Origin of the sequence: Nonomuraea sp. NPDC049684 (genome assembly GCF_044465345.1) — a bacterium.
Lineage (GTDB): Bacteria > Actinomycetota > Actinomycetes > Streptosporangiales > Streptosporangiaceae > Nonomuraea.
On record NZ_JBITLO010000016.1, the window covers coordinates 113,339 to 128,759 of the forward strand.

At 72.4% G+C, this 15,421-nt stretch carries 14 protein-coding genes; 8 read left to right on the forward strand and 6 right to left on the reverse strand.

What is annotated here, in order from left to right; all coding sequences use genetic code 11:
- The first annotated feature begins 10 nt into the window (after nucleotides 1-10).
- Entirely contained in the window at nucleotides 11-358 is a 348-nt protein-coding gene (locus tag ACIBST_RS38895; RefSeq protein WP_397178555.1) for an STAS domain-containing protein, read from the forward strand.
- Here the strand turns inward: ACIBST_RS38895 and ACIBST_RS38900 are convergent.
- The 5 genes from ACIBST_RS38900 to ACIBST_RS38920 are packed head-to-tail and all read right to left on the reverse strand — an operon-like array spanning nucleotide 325 to nucleotide 7,367.
- Nucleotides 325-2,520 carry a germacradienol/geosmin synthase gene (locus ACIBST_RS38900; protein WP_397178556.1) on the reverse strand — a complete coding sequence of 732 codons (2,196 nt, stop codon included), beginning with the start codon at nucleotides 2,518-2,520 and terminating at the stop codon, nucleotides 325-327. The two genes, ACIBST_RS38895 and ACIBST_RS38900, sit on opposite strands and share 34 nt — an antisense overlap.
- A complete protein-coding gene (locus ACIBST_RS38905) occupies nucleotides 2,520-3,890 on the reverse strand; it encodes a family 2B encapsulin nanocompartment shell protein (RefSeq protein ID WP_397178557.1) in 1,371 nt (456 codons plus the stop codon). Before ACIBST_RS38905 ends, ACIBST_RS38900 begins: the two co-directional genes overlap by 1 nt.
- 43 nt (nucleotides 3,891-3,933) lie before the next feature.
- On the reverse strand, nucleotides 3,934-5,343 hold the full coding sequence (locus tag ACIBST_RS38910) for a family 2B encapsulin nanocompartment shell protein (protein WP_397178558.1): 1,410 nt from the start codon (nucleotides 5,341-5,343) through the stop codon (nucleotides 3,934-3,936).
- 27 nt (nucleotides 5,344-5,370) lie between these two features.
- Nucleotides 5,371-6,312 (reverse strand): 4-hydroxy-3-methylbut-2-enyl diphosphate reductase, encoded by a 942-nt coding sequence (locus ACIBST_RS38915; RefSeq protein WP_397178559.1) that lies wholly within the window; start codon nucleotides 6,310-6,312, stop codon nucleotides 5,371-5,373.
- Nucleotides 6,313-6,323: 11 nt separating this feature from the next.
- The gene (locus tag ACIBST_RS38920; RefSeq protein ID WP_397178560.1) at nucleotides 6,324-7,367 is read right to left on the reverse strand and encodes a polyprenyl synthetase family protein; all 1,044 of its coding nucleotides are present in this window, start codon (nucleotides 7,365-7,367) and stop codon (nucleotides 6,324-6,326) included.
- Between the two features lie 128 nt (nucleotides 7,368-7,495).
- Between ACIBST_RS38920 and ACIBST_RS38925 the strand changes: the two genes are divergently transcribed.
- Both ACIBST_RS38925 and ACIBST_RS38930 read left to right on the forward strand, forming a co-directional pair.
- A complete protein-coding gene (locus tag ACIBST_RS38925; protein ID WP_397178561.1) occupies nucleotides 7,496-9,244 on the forward strand; it encodes a 1-deoxy-D-xylulose-5-phosphate synthase in 1,749 nt (582 codons plus the stop codon).
- Nucleotides 9,232-9,420, forward strand: a complete 189-nt coding sequence (locus ACIBST_RS38930) for a hypothetical protein (RefSeq protein WP_397178562.1) — start codon at nucleotides 9,232-9,234, stop codon at nucleotides 9,418-9,420. Before ACIBST_RS38925 ends, ACIBST_RS38930 begins: the two co-directional genes overlap by 13 nt.
- A gap of 112 nt (nucleotides 9,421-9,532) precedes the next feature.
- Here ACIBST_RS38930 and ACIBST_RS38935 read toward each other — a convergent pair whose 3' ends face one another.
- Complete coding sequence (locus ACIBST_RS38935) at nucleotides 9,533-10,915, reverse strand: carbohydrate-binding protein (RefSeq protein ID WP_397178563.1); 1,383 nt, start codon at nucleotides 10,913-10,915, stop codon at nucleotides 9,533-9,535.
- Between the two features lie 165 nt (nucleotides 10,916-11,080).
- On the opposite strand from ACIBST_RS38935, the gene ACIBST_RS38940 reads away from it, so the two are divergent.
- The 5 genes from ACIBST_RS38940 (at nucleotide 11,081) to ACIBST_RS38960 (ending at nucleotide 15,297) form a co-directional block, all read left to right on the forward strand.
- Nucleotides 11,081-12,262, forward strand: coding sequence for a zinc-dependent alcohol dehydrogenase (locus ACIBST_RS38940; protein ID WP_397178564.1), 1,182 nt, complete (start codon nucleotides 11,081-11,083; stop codon nucleotides 12,260-12,262).
- Between the two features lie 41 nt (nucleotides 12,263-12,303).
- The gene (locus ACIBST_RS38945; protein WP_397178565.1) at nucleotides 12,304-13,353 is read left to right on the forward strand and encodes an NAD-dependent epimerase/dehydratase family protein; all 1,050 of its coding nucleotides are present in this window, start codon (nucleotides 12,304-12,306) and stop codon (nucleotides 13,351-13,353) included.
- 97 nt (nucleotides 13,354-13,450) lie between these two features.
- Nucleotides 13,451-13,915, forward strand: a complete 465-nt coding sequence (locus tag ACIBST_RS38950; protein WP_397178566.1) for an ATP-binding protein — start codon at nucleotides 13,451-13,453, stop codon at nucleotides 13,913-13,915.
- 69 nt (nucleotides 13,916-13,984) lie between these two features.
- Nucleotides 13,985-14,884: a dihydropteroate synthase gene (gene folP, locus ACIBST_RS38955; protein ID WP_397178567.1), complete on the forward strand. Its 900-nt coding sequence runs from the start codon at nucleotides 13,985-13,987 to the stop codon at nucleotides 14,882-14,884.
- A gap of 14 nt (nucleotides 14,885-14,898) precedes the next feature.
- The gene (locus ACIBST_RS38960) at nucleotides 14,899-15,297 is read left to right on the forward strand and encodes a DUF1992 domain-containing protein (RefSeq protein ID WP_397178568.1); all 399 of its coding nucleotides are present in this window, start codon (nucleotides 14,899-14,901) and stop codon (nucleotides 15,295-15,297) included.
- Nucleotides 15,298-15,421 lie beyond the last annotated feature (124 nt).

Here is a 15,421-nt window from a genome sequence, read left to right on the forward strand (position 1 = left end):
TGCGCACGTCGTGAACGATCTCGGAGAGCGGCTGCTCTATCAGGACGGGCAGCTCAGCATCAGGCTGCGGGTCGTCCCCGGAGCCCCGGCCGTCGCCCTGTCCGGAGAGGTCGACGTCACCAACAGTTCCGCGCTCGCCAGCACGCTGTCCGACTCGCGCGGGGGCAGCACGTACATCGTGGTCGACACCGGCGAGCTGGCCTTCGTCGACCTGTCCGGGCTGCGGGTGCTGGCGCTGCCCGCGCTGCCCCCGGACGAACGGTGGATCCGGCTGCACAACGTCACGCCGCACCTGCGACGGCTGCTGCGCATGATGGGCTGGTTCTACGCTCCGCGCCCGTACGACGTGCCGCTGTAGACCAGGGTCGCCGCCGACGTGCCCAGCCCGTGCGGGCCCGACAGCCGGAAGACCGGCGGCCGGTGGTGCCGGCGCAGGGACGGCTCGTCGTAGCGCAGGCAGCCGCGATGCCAGTTGAGGATGCCGGTCAGCCAGTGGCGGCAGTCGGCCAGGAACGCGTCGAGCGCCTGCCTGGCCGCGCAGTCGAGCCCGAGGTCGTCGCACAGGATCGGCAGCTCGTGCGCGGCGATGTGCTGGAACTGCTTCATCCGCGAGGTCAGCAGGTCGTTGACGATGCCGAGCGCGGCCGGGTAGTCGCAGTCGAAGAAGTTCTGGACCACCAGGACGCAGTTGTGCAGCTCGCCCTCGAACTCGATCTCCTTCTGGTACGAGAAGATGTCGTTCAGCAACATCCCGCAGTCCATGACCGCGTTTTCCAGCGCCCGCATCGGGCCGCTCTCGTACAGCGCATCGGGCAGCGCGTACGCGTGCCGCAGCCGGCACAGGCTCATCGTCAGCTCCGAGCCGAAGGTGAGCCGGCGCATCTCCAGGTAGTCCACCGGGTCGGGGATGTGCCGGGCCGTCTCGTTGCCCAGCTCCCAGAGCCAGCCCTCGCACATCGTCACGACCGACCGCCGCAGTTGCGCGCGGGCGCCGGCCGGCATCGGCCCCGCCGTACGCGCCCACAGATCGGCCAGGCCGCGTTCGAGCGCGCTCACCGGCGGCGGCGCCGGCGTGCCGTCCAGCGGCATGAACGCCGCGAGCCTGGACACCGTGACCTTGGCCGCCGCCAGGTTGCCCGACCGGCCGAAGACCACGGGGAAGTAGTCGTCGCCGTAGGTGCCCCAGCACAGCCAGTACGAGGCCAGGTCCAGCTCCTCGGGGGTGGCGTCGGGATGCAGGCCCGCCGCGCACAACGGCAGGTCGTAGTCGGCCAGCTTGCCGGCGTCCCAGACCGCCGAGCCCACGACACCCGGCTGGGCCTCCAGCAGGCCCATGGACGCGCACCAGGTCACCGCGTTGCGCCGGGCCCGGTCGAGGTGGGGGGACAGGCGCAGCTCGAAGGGCATGTACAGCTCGGGAATCTGCGAGGGGCCGACGCGCTGCCGCCCGGTGTGGGCGAAGTTGCGCAGCCGCTTGGCCCCCGTGCCGGCGATCAGCGACTTCGCGCCGAGCGGCCGGGCCGTCTTCGCGCCCTTGTTCATGTAGCGGCTCGACCGCAGGTGCCACTCGTGCCCGCCGGACTGCCAGTCCTGCAGCCCCTTGACGTAGGCCAGCACGCCCATCGCCGACAGCGGATCGACGGCGTGCTCGACGAAGAGCGGGCCCAGCTCGGCCAGCGCGGTGTGCTCGAACTGCTGCATGCGCGAGGTGAGCAGGTCGTTGACGGCGTCGGCGGCCTCCTGCGTCGTGCAGCCGAGGAACGTCTCCAGCACCAGCACGCCGTTGCTCAGCTCGCCCTCGTCCCTGACCTCGCGCTCGTAGGAGAACAGGTCGTTGCGCAGGTGCACGGCGTCGGAGAAGCTGTCCTTCAGCACCCGCAGCGGCCTGGTGCCGGCCAGCCGCGCGGGGATCTCGGCCCCCACCGCGTGCTCGACCAGCCCCGCCGACCAGGGCGCGCCGCCCACCTTGCGGCGCATCTCGATGTACTCGACCGGGTTGGCGATCCGGCCCTCGTTGATGTTGGACAGCTCCCAGATCGACTCGTTGAGCAGGTGGCGGGTGCTCTCGGCGAACCGCCGCCGCCAGTCGGCCGACATCCCCGGCACCGTGCGCAGCCACAGGTCGGCCAGGCCCGCCTCGACCGGGTTGGCCGGCTCCGGCATGGACAGGTCATCGCCCATCGGCATGAACCGGGGCAGCCGGTCGAGGTGCCGCTTGCCGCCCTGGATGTCGCCGGAGCGCTTGAAGACCTCAAGGAAGTGGTCGTCGAAGAAGAACACCCAGACGTACCAGTCGGTGATCAGGCACAGCTCGGCGCCGTCGCAGTCGGGGTGGGTGTAGGCGCACATCAGGGAGTAGTCATGGCCGTCGAGGTCGGCCTCCTCCCAGACGCCCGATCCCTCCAGCATGCCCATCTCGCGCGCCCACTGCTTGGCGTGCGTACGGGCCTCCTCCAGGTGCGGGTTGAGCCGCGCCGGGTACGGCATGTAGAAGTCGGGCAGCTCGAACGGTTGAGCCATCAGCTCGCGACCTCCACGTCCTCAAGCACCCCGAGCGCGTCGGGCACCAGCACCGCGCACGAGTAGTAGGCGCTGACCAGGTACGACATGACCGCCTTCCGGTCGATGCCGGTGAGCTTCACGCTGAGCCCCGGCTCCCGCTCGTCGGGGACGCCGGTCTGGAACAGGCCCACGACGCCCTGGTCCTTCTCGCCGGTGCGCATGCACAGGATCGAGGTGGTGCCGGCCCGGCTGATCGGGATCTTGTCGCACGGCAGGATGGGCACCCCCCGCCACGACTGCACGGGCACGCCCTCGATCTCGGCGGTGTCGGGATAGACGCCCCTCGCGCTGCACTGCCGGCCGAAGGCCGCGATGGCCCGCGGGTGGGCCAGGAAGAACCGCGACTTCTTGCGCCGGCTGACCAGGTCGTCCAGGTCGTCGGGGGTGGGCGGCCCGGTCAGCGTGCGGATGCGCTGGCTCGGGTCGACGTTGTGCAGCAGGCCGAAGTCGCGGTTGTTGACCAGCTCGTGCTCCTGCGACTCGCGCACCGCCTGGACGGTGAGCCTGAGCTGCTGCTCGGTCTGGTCCATCGGGTCGCCGAACAGGTCCGCGACCCGGGTGTGCACGCGCAGCACGGTCTGCGACACGCTCAGCTCGTACTCGCGCGGGCCCGGGTCGTAGTCCACGAACGTGCCCGGCAGCGCGTGCTCGCCGTGGTGGCCGGCTGACAGCTCGATGGCCGCCTCGCCGTGCTTGGTCTGGGGGGCCGCCCGCCGGGCGCGGTGGCGTTCGAGCCGGTCGCGCAGGGCGGGCGTGCTCTCGGCCAGCGCGCGCAGCTCCTCCCACGGCAGCACCAGCACCGTGCACCTGGTGGCGGCCTCCAGCGTGTCGTGCCGTACGGCCCGCTCGCCCGGCGGCTCGGTCCCGGCGTGGTCGCCCTCGCCGAGGGTGCCGAGCACCAGGCGGTTGCCGTAGTCGCCCGGCTGGAACCGGGTGACCCGGCCATCGGCGACCAGGATGATCTCGTCAGCCGGCCGTCCGGCCCGCGCGATCGTGTCGCCGCGGGCGTACTCCCGCTGCTCGAACAGGCCCGCGAGGGTGTCGAGCAGGCGGTCGTCGTCGAGCCCGTGCAGCGGCGGCAGCTCGGTCAGGCTCGGCGGCGCCACCCGCACCCGGGCGCCGGTGCGCGAGAAGCTCACCCGGCCACCGCCGACCATGTAGGTGAGCCGCCGGTTCACCCGATAGGTGCCGGCGGTGTCCACCCACGGAAGCATCCGCAGCAACCAGCGGGAGGAGATCTCCTGCATCTGCGGAGGCGTCTTGGTCGTCGTGGCGAGTTTTCGCGCCGCGGCGGTATCCAGGCTCAGCCGCTGATCCGACTCCGTCAACACAAACACCACCAATTCTTGGACCGGACGGACGAAGGGGCTGCTAGCCGTTCCTGCCGAGCTCGACGTCCTCCAGGACGCCGAGCGCGTCGGGCACCAGGACGGCGGCCGAGTAGTAGGCGCTGACCAGGTAGGAGATGATCGCCTTCTCGTTGATGTTCATGAAGCGCACCGACAGGCTCGGCTGGTACTCGTCGGGGATGCCCGTCTGGTGCAGGCCGACGACGCCCTGGTTCTCCTGGCCCGTCCGCATGAGCAGGAACGACGTGGTGCGCTTGCCGGAGACCGGGATCTTGCTGCACGGGAAGATCGGCACGCCCCGCCAGGCCGGGATGCGGTGGCCGTTGACCTCGCTGGCCTGCGGGTAGAGGCCGCGCTTGCTGCACTCCCTGCCGAACGCGGCGATGGCCTGCGGGTGCGCGAGGAAGAAGGCCGGCTCCTTCCAGACCACGGCCAGCAGGTCGTCGAGGTCGTCGGGCGTGGGCGGCCCGGAACGGGTGCGGATGCGCTGGCTGAAGTCGGCGTTGTGCAGCAGGCCGAACTCCCGGTTGTTGATCAGCTCGTGCTCCTGGCGCTCGCGCAGCGCCTCGATCGTGAGGCGGAGCTGCTGGTCGAGCTGGCTCATCGGCTGGTTGTACAGGTCGGAGACCCGGCTGTGCACCCGCAGGACCGTCTGGGCGACGCTCAGCTCGTACTCGCGGGGGGACTGCTCGTAGTCCACGAACGTGCCGGGCAGCGCGACCTCGCCGGAGTGGCCGGAGGACATGTCGATCGCGGCCTCGCCGTAGGCGTTCGTGGCGTGGTCGCCGGAGGCGCGCCAGTTCTGGATGTGCTCGCGCAGCGACGGGGACTGCTCGGCGAGCTGCTCGAAGGTCTGCCTGGACAGGGTGAGCACGGTGGTGTGCGTCTTGGCCGTGGCGGTGAAGTCGTACGTGCCGCCGCCGGTCAGCGCCTGCTCGCCGAGGTGGTCGCCGTCGGCCAGGACGCCGAGGTTCTGCTCGTCGCCGTAGGCGCCCTGCCCGACCTTGCCGACCCGGCCGTGGGCGATCAGCACGAGCTGGTCGGCCGGGTCGTCCTCCCTGACGATGGCCTCGCCCGGCTCGACCTCGCGCTGCTGGAAGCGGTCGGCCAGCGCTTCGAGCACCTCCATGTCGTCGAAACCGCGCAGCATGGGCAGCTCGGTCAGCTCGGCCGGGATGACCCGCACGTCCGAGCCGGTCGTGGAGAACGTGATGCGCCCGTCGCCGAGCGTGTACGTCAGGCGCCTGTTGACCCGGAACACGCCACCGGAGCACTGCACCCACGGCAGCAGCCGCAGCAGCCACCTGGAGGTGATCTCCTGCATCTGCGGGGGCGTCTTGGTGGTGGTCGCGAGCTGTTTGGCGGCCTCGGTACTGAGGCTGAGCTGTCCGTTGCCGTTCACAGGCACGCTGGAGTCGGTCGTTTCTGTCATGGTGCACCGCCAATCTCGGTGTGGGGTCTAGCCGGGGTTGCGGGAGGAACGGAGTTCCAGGGGGAGGGAGAAGGTGAGCGTCTCCTCGGTCACGGTCACCGGCTCCACGTCGGCGTAGCCGTGGCCGGCGAGCCAGCCGAGCAGGTCGTCGACCAGCACGTCGGGCACGGACGCGCCGGAGCTGACCCCGACCGTGCCGACGCCGTCGAGCCATCGCGGGTCGGCGTCGGCGGCGCGGTCGACCAGGTGGGCCGCGGGGGCGCCGGCGTGCAGCGCGACCTCGACCAGCCGCCGGGAGTTGGAGGAGTTGGCCGAGCCGACGACGATGACCAGGTCGCAGCGGGGGGCGATGCGGGTGATCGCCTCCTGGCGGTTCTGGCTGGCGTAGCAGATGTCGTCGCTCGGCGGGTCGGCGAGCTGGGGGAAACGGTCGCGCAGCTCGGCGACGGCGCCCATGGTCTCGTCGACCGACAGGGTGGTCTGCGACAGCCAGGTCATGCGCGCCGCGCCGCTCGCGGTGACCTCGTGGGGCCGGGCCGGATCGACGACGTGGATGCGGCCGGGCGCCTCGCCGAGGGTGCCCTCGACCTCCTCGTGCTCGGCGTGGCCGATGAGCACGATCTCGTGACCGGCCTCGGCCAGCCGCACCGCCTCCTTGTGCACCTTGGTGACCAGGGGGCAGGTGGCGTCGATCGTGCGCAGGCCGCGGCCCCCGGCCTCCTGCCGGACCGCGGGGGAGACGCCGTGGGCCGAGAAGATCACCAGCGCGCCGTCCGGCACCTCGTCGAGCTCGTCGACGAAGACCGCCCCGCGCTCGGTGAGGTCGGCCACCACGAACGTGTTGTGCACGATCTGCTTGCGCACGTAAACCGGTGGCCCGAAGCGCCGCAGCGCCTCCTCCACGGAGAAGATGGCCCGTTCGACGCCCGCGCAGTAACCGCGCGGGGCCGCGAGCAGTACGCGTCCCATCGGAGAGCCCCCTACTTGGTACGGTGCGCGAGCTGGTCGGCCAGGACGGACAGCGCGCTGCCGGCCTCGGGCCCGATCGGCGCCCGGACCAGGGCGGCCGTGGCCTCGCCCACGCGTTCGTCGATCATCGACTCGACCTGGTCGAGCGCGCCGGTGTCGATGAGGATGGTGCGCAGCCCGGCGGCCCGCTCCTCGGTGAGATCCGGGTTGCCGTGCCAGGCGCGCAGGTAGCCGAGCTGCGCGGGCGAGGCGTGCGTCACGGCGTGCGCGATCAGCACCGTGTGCTTGCCTTCGCGCAGGTCGTCGAGCGCGGACTTGCCGGTCTCGGCCGCCGAGCCGAACGTGCCCAGCACGTCGTCGCGGAGCTGGAACGCCTCGCCGAGCGGCACGCCGAACCGGGAGAAGGCGTCGAGCAGCTCGGGTGAGGCGCCGGCCAGGGCGCCGCCGATCTGCAACGGCCGCTCGACGGTGTACTTGGCCGTCTTGTAGCGGATCACCGTGAGCGCCTCCGGCACGCTCGCGCCGGCGCGGAGCTGGGCGAGGATGTCGAGGTACTGGCCGCTGATGACCTCGGTGCGCATGGCGTCGAAGAGGTGGTGGGCGGCGCGCAGGCGGACGGGCTCCACGCCGCACGACGACAGCAGGGTGTCGGACCAGGCCAGGCTCAGCGTGCCGAGCAGGATGCCGCCCGCGTGACCGAACGCCTCCGCCGACGGGCCCTTGTGGAGGTCGGCGAGGTTGCGGTGGATGGTCGCCCGGCCCCGGCGCAGCTCGCTGCCGTCCATGATGTCGTCGTGGATGAGCAGCCCGGCGTGGCACAGCTCCAGGGCCGCCGCGGCGCTGACGATCTCCTCGCAGTCGGCGCCGCCCGCGCCCCGCCAGCCCCAGTAGCACAGCAGGGGACGGATGCGCTTGCCGCCGCCGAGGATGAACTCGGTCAGCAGCCGATAGGCCGTCTGCACGTCGGGATCGGAGACGGGCGCCCGCCACGTCTCCAGGAAGTCGGCGAGGCGTCGCTCGATCCGCGATCCGAGGTAGTGCTGAGTGAAGCTCACCGGCATCCGCTCGGCTCCTTCTGGTCGGGACGCACTACCAATAGTTACTACTTGAATACAGAGCGTGTAAAGTGTCTTGGGCCTTTCAACTAATCTTTTGGCTCACCGCAACACCGTCAGGGGATGTCATGACGACCCTGTTGCCGTACGTTTCCAGTCCCCAAGACCTGCGCGCCCTGCCCGCTGAGCTGCTGCCGGGCCTGGCCCGCGAGATCCGCGACTTCCTGGTCGAGAAGGTGAGCGCCCGCGGCGGGCACCTCGGCTCCAACCTCGGCGTCGTCGAGCTCACGATCGCCCTCCACCGCGTCTTCGACTCGCCCGGCGACGCCATCGTCTTCGACACCGGGCACCAGGCGTACGTCCACAAGATCCTGACCGGGCGGCGCGCCTCCTTCGACGCCCTGCGCTGCCGCGGCGGCCTCAGCGGGTACCCGAGCCGGGAGGAGTCCGTGCACGACCACGTCGACAACTCCCACGCCTCCACCGCGCTCGCCTACGCCGACGGCCTGGCCAAGGCGCGCCTGCTGACCGGCGACGCCGATCGGGCGGTGGTCGCCGTGGTCGGCGACGGCGCGCTCACCGGCGGGATGGCCTGGGAGGCGCTCAACAACCTGGGCGCCGCCCGCCACCGGCCGGTCGTCGTCGTGCTCAACGACAACGGCCGCTCCTACGCCCCCACCCACGGCGGCGTCGCCGACCACCTCGCCCGCCTGCGCACGGCCGTCGACGTGACCGTCTTCGAGCAGCTCGGCCTGCGCTACCTGGGCCCGGTCGACGGCCACGACATCGCCGCGCTCGAAGCCGCCCTGCGCGCCGCCCGCGAGCTGCGCGCCCCCGTCGTGGTCCACTGCGTCACCCGCAAGGGCCGCGGCTACGACCCGGCCGAGCGCGACCACGACGAGCACCTGCACGCGATCCCGGCCACCGACCCGGCCACCGGCCGCCCGCTCACGGCCGGCGCCGCCACCTGGACCGACGCGTTCGCCCGCCACCTGTGCGTGCTCGGCGAGCGCCGCGACGACCTGGTGGCCGTCACCGCCGCGATGCCGGGGCCGACCGGGCTGGCCCGCTTCGGGCGGCGCTTCCCCGGCCGCATGTTCGACGTCGGCATCGCCGAGCAGCAGGCGCTGGCCTCGGCGGCGGGCATGGCCATGGCGGGCCTGCACCCCGTGGTCGCCGTCTACGCGACGTTCCTCGGGCGCGCCCTCGACCAGGTGCTGATGGACGTCGCCCTGCACCGGCTGCCGGTGACGCTCGTGCTCGACCGGGCCGGGCTCACCGGCCCCGACGGGGCCAGCCACCACGGCATGTGGGACCTGGCGGCGCTGGCCATGGTGCCCGGCATGCGGGTGGCCGCGCCGCGCGACGCCCGCCGGCTGTGCGAGCTGCTGGAGGAGGCGGTCGAGCACCCCGGGCCCACCGCGCTGCGCTTCCCCAAGGCGGCCGCCGGTCCCGAGCTTCCGCGGGTGGGGCGGGCCGGCGACGTCGACGTGCTGTTCGCGGGCGGTCCCGACGTGCTGCTGGTGGCGGTCGGGCCGATGGCCGGGCCGTGCCTGGGCGCGGCGGCCATGTTGTCGGCCGCCGGGATCGGCGTGACCGTGGTCGACCCCCGCTGGGTGATCCCGGTCCCGGACGGTCTGCGCGGGCCGGCCGGCGCCGCCCGGCTGGTGGTGACCGTCGAGGACGGCCTGGCCGCCTGCGGGGCCGGCGCCCTGCTCCGGCACGAGTGCGGGCCCCGGCAGCACATCGTCAACCTCGGCCTGCCGCGCGAGTTCGTCGCGCACGGGAGCCGGGCCGGGCTGCTGGCCGAGGCCGGGCTCACCGGTCAGGGCATCGCGCACACCGTTCGACGGGAGCTGGACAGGTGGCCGCTGTAGATCTCGGAGTGCCGGTGCGGCATCGGGCGCGCAGGGCGTCCAGCCAGGTGATGGTGGGGTCCGTGCCGGTGGGGGCGACGCGCATCGTCGTCAGGGGCGAGGCGGTCCGCGCCGTCCCCGAGTCGGCCATCGTGGAGACGCAGGAGGCCCTGCGGCCGGCCGCGGAGGCGTCCTGAGGGTCGCTGGAAGCGCATGGGCCGGGCGATGTCCCTGACGGAGGAGTGGGACATCGCCCGGCCGCGCGGTCCAGGTCGTGAGGGGGTATCTCCGCCCTGGACGTCTAGGGGGTCAGACGCGCTGCCAGAGGGCCGGCACGTTCGGGGGCTCCCAGCCGGGCTGGGCGGTGTGCCCCTGGAGGCAGCGGTAGGTCGAGCCGCCGTACGTCACCGTCGCGCCGGCCGCGTACGTCGTGCCCGCGGCCCACGTGCCGCCCGGGTTGTCGGTCGGGGTGACGGTCGGCGTGCTGGTCGGGCCGGGGCCGCCGCCCTGGGTGGCGAGGGTCAGGCCGTAGGCGGACAGGATCTCGTTGACCGGCTGGAAGTACGTCGTGCCGCCGGAGCTGCAGTTGCCCGAGCCGCCCGACGTCACGCCCTGGGCCTGGTCGCCGGAGATGAACGAGCCGCCGGAGTCGCCGGGCTCGGCGCAGACGTTGGTCCGTGTCACGCCGGAGACGGTGCCCTCCTGGTAGGTGACGCTGGTGTTGAGCTGCTGGACCGAGCCGCAGTGGTAGCCGGTGGTCGATCCGGCGCGGCAGACGGCCGAGCCCACCTGGGCCACGGTCGAGCCGCGTACGGGCAGGATGCCGGCGCTGTAGCCGTACACCACGCCGGTCGGGGTCCACTGGGAGTTGACCTCGACCCAGGAGTAGTCGTTGCCCGGGAAGGACGAGCCGCGGAAGGCGCCCATGGCGACCCGGTTGGAGCCGGACGTGCTGGACCCGGCGGTGCCGCAGTGGCCGGCGCTGACGAAGCCGCCCTGCGAGCCGGCCTTGGTCACCGAGAAGCCGACGGAGCAGCGGGTGCCGGAGCCGATGTAGTAGGCGTCGCCGCCGCGGACGTCGTAGAACAGCGTCGGCTTCTCGGCCGAGCGCACGACCTGGACGGCGGAGGCGTCCGCGCCGCTGGCCTTCACCCAGGCGGCGGCCTTGGCGGGGTTGGAGCTGAGGACGACGACGGTGTTGTTGACGACGTCCACGTACCAGACGGGGGCGCTCTTCGGGGCCTTGGCCGACGCGGCGTCGAGCCGGGCCTTGACCCCGTCGAGGCTGCTCAGCGAGCGGGTCACCACGCGGGCCTGCACACCGGCCGCGGCGATGGCGGCCACCTGCGCCGGGTCGGTGGTGGCGGTGATCGGGGTGGAGGTGGGGCCGGTCACCCAGGAACCGGCGTAGGAGGCGCCTAACCGGGCGCGCAGGGTGGGTTCGAGGGCGGCCGCGGCGGCCTCGTTGACCAGGCGGGCCTCGGCCTGCCCGCCGGTGATGCCGAGGTCCCGGCTCATGGCGTCGACCAGGCCCTGCGGGGGGTCGGCGACGGCTTCGGCCTGGGTGCGGGCGATGGAGTAGGGGGTCTCGTCCTGGGCCGTGGCGCCCTTGGCCGAGAAGGCCAGGGCCGGGACGCTGATCATGGTGACGGCGATCGCGATGCCCGCCGTCACGGTTTTCCTGGGGAGCATGTGCACGTCTCCTCGCGTACAGGGGGGTGTCTGCACGGTACGAGCCCGAATACGAGGAGTGGTCGTCTCAAAACACCCCTATCACGGTGTTATGGGGTAAACCGTTTGGACCTCTATGTGGGGGTATGCGGGATTTGTGCCGTCCGAATCCCACCTGGAGGCGTCATGAAGGCCGTCACCTGGCACGGCAAGCGGGACGTACGGGTCGAGGAGGTCCCCGACCCGGCCATCAAGGAGCCCAACGACGCGGTGATCAGGGTGACCAGCTCCGGCATCTGCGGCTCCGACCTGCACCTGTACGAGGTGCTCGGGCCCTTCATGGCCGAGGGCGACATCCTCGGCCACGAGCCCATGGGCGTCGTCGAGGCCGTCGGAGCCGCCGTCACGGACATCAGGCCAGGCGACCGCGTCGTCATCCCGTTCAACATCTCCTGCGGCCACTGCCACATGTGCGGCCTGGAGCTGTACGCGCAGTGCGAGACCACGCAGGTCAAGGAGCAGGGCATGGGCGCCGCGCTGTTCGGCTACACCAGGCTGTACGGCCAGGTGCCCGGCGGCCAGGCCGAGTTCCTGCGCGTGCCCGAGGCCCAGTTCGGCCCGATCAAAGTGCCCGAGGGCCCGCCGGACGAGCGTTTCCTGTTCCTGTCCGACGTGCTGCCGACCGCCTGGCAGGCCGTGGACTACGCGGAGATCCCGGACGGCGGCAGCGTCACCGTCTTCGGCCTCGGCCCCATCGGCCAGATGTGCGCCCGCATCGCCCGCCACCTCGGCCACCGCGTGATCGGCGTGGACGGCGTCACCGAACGCCTGGAGATGGCCCGCCGCCACGGCATCGAGGTCGTGGACGGCAGCGAGACCTCCGACGTGCCCGGCGCCATCCGCGAGCTCACCTCGGGGCGCGGCACCGACTCGGTGATCGACGCCGTCGGCATGGAGGCGCACGGCTCGCCGGCCGCCAAGATCGCCCAGACGCTCACCGGGCTGCTGCCCGACGCGCTGGCCGCGCCGCTGATGTCCCACGCGGGCGTCGACCGGCTGGCCGCGCTCAACCAGGCCATCGACACCGTCCGCCGGGGCGGCGTCATCTCCGTCATCGGCGTCTACGGCGGCATGACCGACCCGATGCCGATGCTGCGCATGTTCGACAAGGGCGTCACGCTGCGGATGGGCCAGGCCCACGTGCGGCGGTGGATCAACCGGCTCATGCCCCTGGTCACCGACGACTCCGACCCGCTCGGCGTCATGGACCTGACCACCCACCGCATGCGGCTGGAGGAGGCGCCGCAGGCGTACGAGATGTTCCAGAAGAAGGCGAACGGCGCGATAAAGATCCTGCTACAGCCCTGACCAGGGGTTTCACCCTTCAGAGCGCGGGCAGCGGTGCGGTCATGAGAGTCGTGGTGGTCGGGGCTACCGGCAATGTCGGCACGAGCGTCGTACGCGCGCTCGCCGCGGATGACAACGTGACGTCGATCGTGGGCGTGGCCCGCCGGCTGCCGGGATGGCGCATCGACCGCACCGAGTGGCGGCAGGCCGACGTCGCCACCGGCGACCTGTCCCGCATCTTCGAGGGCGCCGACGCCGTCGTGCACCTCGCGTGGCTGTTCCAGCCCACCAGGGACCCGGCCGTGACCTGGCGGGCGAACGTCCTGGGCAGCATGCGGGTCTTCCGCGCGGTGGCCGAGGCCGGGGTGCCCGCGCTGGTGCACGCCTCCTCGGTCGGCGCGTACTCGCCCGGCCCCAAGGACCGGCCGGTGGACGAGAGCTGGCCCACGCACGGCTGGCCGGGGGCCGCGTACGGCCGGGAGAAGGCGTACGTCGAGCGGGTGCTCGACGTCTTCGAGCACGACCACCCGGCGATCCGCGTGGTGCGGATGCGGCCGGGGTTCATCTTCCAGCGGGCGGCGGCCACCGAGCAGCGCCGCCTGTTCGCCGGGCCGTTCCTGCCGCGCCGGCTGATCCGGCCCGGACGCATCCCGTTCGTGCCCGACGTGCCCGGACTGCGGCTCCAGGTGCTGCACGCCGACGACGCGGCCGAGGCGTACCGGCTGGCCGTGACCAGGACGGTGTCGGGGGCCTTCAACCTGGCCGCCGAGCCCGTGCTCGACCCCGCGGACCTGGCCAAGCTCCTCGGCACCCGGACGATACCGGTCACGCCCTGGCTGGCCAGGACGCTGATGTCGGCCGGCTGGCACCTGCGGCTGGTGCCCGCCTCGCCCGGCCTGCTCGAACTGGCCCTGCGCATCCCCGTCATGAAGACCGACAAGGCCAGGGACGTGCTGGGCTGGCGGCCGCGGTACTCCTCCTGGGACGCCATGCGCGAGCTGCTGGACGGCCTGCACGACGGCGCCGGCATGGAGACCCCGCCGCTCGCCCCCGACGGCGGCCCGCTGCGCCGGGTCAAGGAGCTGGCCACGGGGGTCGGGGCCCACCCGTGATCCGGAGGTGTAAGACCGCCCGGCCGGGGAAGGGGACGGTTCTCTACGCAAGGTCCAGAGGCGTGGCCTGCGTGTCGTGACGACACGAAAGAGCGCCATGGCCCTTCTCCTGACCCAGGTCTTCACCCTCCACGACGTCACCAAGCTGCGCCGCGCGGTCGCCGAGCAGGCGGAGAGCAGCGGGCTGCGCGACGGCCGGCTCGACGACTTCGTGCTCGCCGTGCACGAGAGCGTGGTCAACGCCGTGGAGCACGCGGGCGGGCGCGGGCACCTGACGTTGTGGACGGTCGACGGCGTCATCCGCGCGGAGACGACGGACCAGGGGACGGGCATCCCGCAGCCGTACCTCGACGGGGACGTCCGGCCGTCCAGCCTCTCCTACACCGGCCGCGGCATCTACCTGATCCGGCGGCTGTGCGACGTCGTGGACGTCCGCACCGGCCCGGACGGCACCACGGTCCGGCTCACCATGCGCCTGCCGCACGCGTCCGTCTCCCCGGGGTCCATGAAACGGATCCGGGTCACCGGCGGCGGCGGGCCGTCCGGGAGGTTCCAGGTCTGAGCGCGGGCGCGCCCGACCGCCCTGCCACGGCCCCGGGTAGGCTCGGCAGGAGACGGAAGGGGCCACTACGTGAGCGGCGGAAACAATCCCCCCGAGATCATCTCCCCGGTCCGCCGCATCGGGCGGCGGGAGTTCGATTTCGAACGCCAGATCGCCATCATGGCCATCGTCAACAGGACCCCCAACTCCTTCCACGACCAGGGGCGCACCTACGAGCTCGACCGCGCGGTCGCGGCCTGCGCGCGGGCCGTCGAGGAGGGCGCCGACTGGGTGGACATCGGCGGGTTCGCCTTCAGCGCCGCCCAGGCCGCGATCGGCGTCGAGGAGGAGATCGAGCGCGTGGTCCCGGTGATCGCCAAGGTCAGGGCCGCCACCGACGCCGTCATCTCGGTCGACACCCACCGCCCCGAGGTCGCCAGGGCGGCCGTCGAGGCCGGCGCCGACGTCATCAACGACACCAACGGCCTGCGCGAGCCCGGCCTGGCCGAGGTCGCGGCCGAGACCGGCGCCAGCGTGGTCGTCACCCACAGCCTCGGCGGCCCCGGCCGCAGGGTCTTCCGCCCGAGCTACGACGACGTCGTGGCCGAGGTCGCCGGCTTCCTGCGGGAGCGGGTCGCCTTCGCGCTCAAGGCGGGCATCGCCCCCGACCGGATCATCATCGACCCGGGCCACGACCTGAACAAGAACACCTTCCACTCCCTGGAGCTGACCCGGCGGCTGGAGGAGATCACCGCCATCGGTTATCCCACCCTGGTCGCGCTGTCGAACAAGGACTTCATCGGCGAGACCATCGACCGCCCGCAGGGCGAGCGCAAGGAGGGGACGATCGCCGCGAACGTCGTCTCCATCCTCAAGGGCGCCCGGATCCTGCGGGTGCACGACGTGGCCGCGACGGTCGCGTCCGTGCGCATGACCGAGGCCGTGCTCGGCTGGCGCGGGCCGGTCGCGCCGAGCCACAACCTGGCGTGAGAGGAGCCGCGTCCGTGACCGACCGCAAGCCGGCGGGCATGCCGTTCGAGAGCTGGATCGACCGTCAGATCCGCGAGGCGGCCGAGCGTGGGGAGTTCGACGACCTGCCGGGCGCGGGCAAGCCGCTGCCCGGCCTCGACCGGCGGCACGACGAGATGTGGTGGATCAAGCAGAAGCTGGAGAGCGAGGGGCTGTCCATGCCGCTGCCCCCGACGCTGGCGCTGCGCAAGGAGGCCGAGGAGGCGCTGCGGCAGGCCCGCGGGGCCCGGTCCGAGACCGAGGTGCGGCAGATCCTCGAAGAGGTCAACGAGAAGATCCGCGAGGCGATCAGGAAGGGCCTGCCGGGGCCGCCGCTCAACCTGATGCCCTTCGACGTCGATCGCGTCGTGTCGGAGTGGCGCCAGAGCCGGTGACCGGCGTTCGGGCCCCTTCCCGCGCGCCGGGCGAGGGGGAAGGGGCCCGGGTGCCGGCCCGGGCCCCTTCGCCGGACGAGGGGCCCGGGTCAGGCGGGCCCCTCGGTCGGTGGCCGGGGGCCCC

What these genes read in the sequence shown, in the direction of transcription:
- ACIBST_RS38945 (WP_397178565.1), top strand. Translation starts at nt 12,304, where the DNA reads ATGAGAGTCGTGGTGGTCGGGGCTACCGGCAATGTCGGCACGAGCGTC.
- ACIBST_RS38950 (WP_397178566.1), top strand. Translation starts at nt 13,451, where the DNA reads ATGGCCCTTCTCCTGACCCAGGTCTTCACCCTCCACGACGTCACCAAG.
- ACIBST_RS38935 (WP_397178563.1), bottom strand. Translation starts at nt 10,915, where the DNA reads ATGCTCCCCAGGAAAACCGTGACGGCGGGCATCGCGATCGCCGTCACC.
- ACIBST_RS38925 (WP_397178561.1), top strand. Translation starts at nt 7,496, where the DNA reads ATGACGACCCTGTTGCCGTACGTTTCCAGTCCCCAAGACCTGCGCGCC.
- ACIBST_RS38900 (WP_397178556.1), bottom strand. Translation starts at nt 2,520, where the DNA reads ATGGCTCAACCGTTCGAGCTGCCCGACTTCTACATGCCGTACCCGGCG.
- ACIBST_RS38915 (WP_397178559.1), bottom strand. Translation starts at nt 6,312, where the DNA reads ATGGGACGCGTACTGCTCGCGGCCCCGCGCGGTTACTGCGCGGGCGTC.
- ACIBST_RS38910 (WP_397178558.1), bottom strand. Translation starts at nt 5,343, where the DNA reads ATGACAGAAACGACCGACTCCAGCGTGCCTGTGAACGGCAACGGACAG.
- ACIBST_RS38940 (WP_397178564.1), top strand. Translation starts at nt 11,081, where the DNA reads ATGAAGGCCGTCACCTGGCACGGCAAGCGGGACGTACGGGTCGAGGAG.